Raw genomic sequence first — 1,533 nt, 5'->3', positions numbered from 1 at the left:
GCGCAGCAGCCACCGGACTACCGCCTATCTGCGAATATGCCATGAAGCCACCCAGCGTGCCCTGGAAGAACATCGCCGCCATTGGGGGCGCAGTCAGGATCAGCGTCGTGAGGATCAATCCCATACCACCCTGCTGGAGCGCTTGGCTGGTCATGTCGACACTGCCATTGGGATCCAGCAGGTACTTGTCGAYCAGCGCACTGGTCCAGAACGCAGCRGACACGCGGATCACCATATCCAGCGCGATGGAGATCATCGCCGCCAACACGGCCATCGAGAACATCGTGCCGATGCCGTAGAACAGCCACTTCTGAAACAACTGCTTGGTCTGATCGAACAGCAGACACAGGATGAACAGCGGCCCCAGGCCGATGAACAGCGCCAAGGCAACCTCGTACAGCAGCAGCATCGAACCCGCCGTCACCGCCGGGCCACCGGTTCCCAGGCCAACTGCCCACAAGGCACGATTCTTGTCGTCGCGCAGGTTGCCGTCATCAAGCACTTTGATCGCATCGATGCTCGACAGGCCTACCTGCATCCAGGCAAGGCTCTTGTCGATCTGGTCCTCCGGCGAATCATTCTTSCCGGTCACCACATAGGTGATCCTGCTTTTCGCACTCTTGACCAGATCAACTCGACTTCACCAAACAGACTCAAACCGCTGCGAACTCAAATCTCTAGAACGACCAAGCCTAATACTTCTCAAACTCCGGCTTCGTACAGTCAGAATAAAATACCGAGCACTTTCCACCTTTAGAATCCACGCATTGCTGCTCGGCACTTTTCTTGGCCAGCCTCAAAGTTTCTCCGCCAGCCACACCGGAGCGCGAACCGGACCCGAACGTACTGGGCACAACCCATACGGCGCAGTGATTAGTGTAAGTGAGCAGCAGCTTGCAATCTGCGGCCCCTTCAGAGCCGCACTTCCGCTTTGCCTCAGCTTCGGCGTCCTCTTGAGAGTAACGTCCAGTTGCGACACCCGCTGCTGATGTAGAACTGGAAAAGGCAATGGAACCCCAGGTTGAATGCCACTTCCCCGTCGGTTGTGGAGGCAGGGCCGGCCCCTGATCTGCACCTTGGCTAGCATTCGCCCCGGGAATCGGCGCGCACCCGCTCACTCCCTGCCCGCCAATTGGATAATAGCCAGGGGGGCAGCTTCCACCTTCGGCAAACACGCTTGACGAACAGGCAATGGATACCAACGCAACGATGAATGCCAAACAGTGAATGCTCTTCATATCGAACCTCTTAACAAATTTCCAAACACCCAACCTACTGTTTGGATCCAGCCTTACCCAGCCACCCGGTATTCTGGGCCGACACTTCGTTCTGGCCCTGCAACCTAGGCATGGAATCGGTGGTGGCGCTATTTGCATGGGTTGAATCCCCCCGAGGTGCACTCGGATTGTAACTACCCGGCGGCTGTCCATTCGCACTCGGCGCAGCAGCCACCGGACTACCGCCTATCTGCGAATATGCCATGAAGCCACCCAGCGTGCCCTGGAAGAACATCGCCGCCATTGGGGGTGGGGG

1 protein-coding gene and 1 pseudogene are annotated in these 1,533 nt (G+C 57.6%); both read right to left on the bottom strand.

Translation table 11 applies throughout. The features are described 5' to 3' along the window. Positions 1–613, bottom strand: a pseudogene (locus AB4Y84_RS21400) (type IV secretion system protein); the annotation flags it as partial. 79 nt (positions 614–692) lie between these two features. After that, positions 693–1,238 carry a DUF4189 domain-containing protein gene (locus AB4Y84_RS21395; protein ID WP_223495484.1) on the bottom strand — a complete coding sequence of 182 codons (546 nt, stop codon included), beginning with the start codon at positions 1,236–1,238 and terminating at the stop codon, positions 693–695. Positions 1,239–1,533 lie beyond the last annotated feature (295 nt).

Origin of the sequence: Stenotrophomonas sp. 2YAF22, assembly GCF_052114665.1 — a bacterium.
GTDB classification, from domain to species: domain Bacteria; phylum Pseudomonadota; class Gammaproteobacteria; order Xanthomonadales; family Xanthomonadaceae; genus Stenotrophomonas; species Stenotrophomonas indicatrix.
This window is presented reverse-complemented; position numbering and strand designations above follow the sequence as displayed.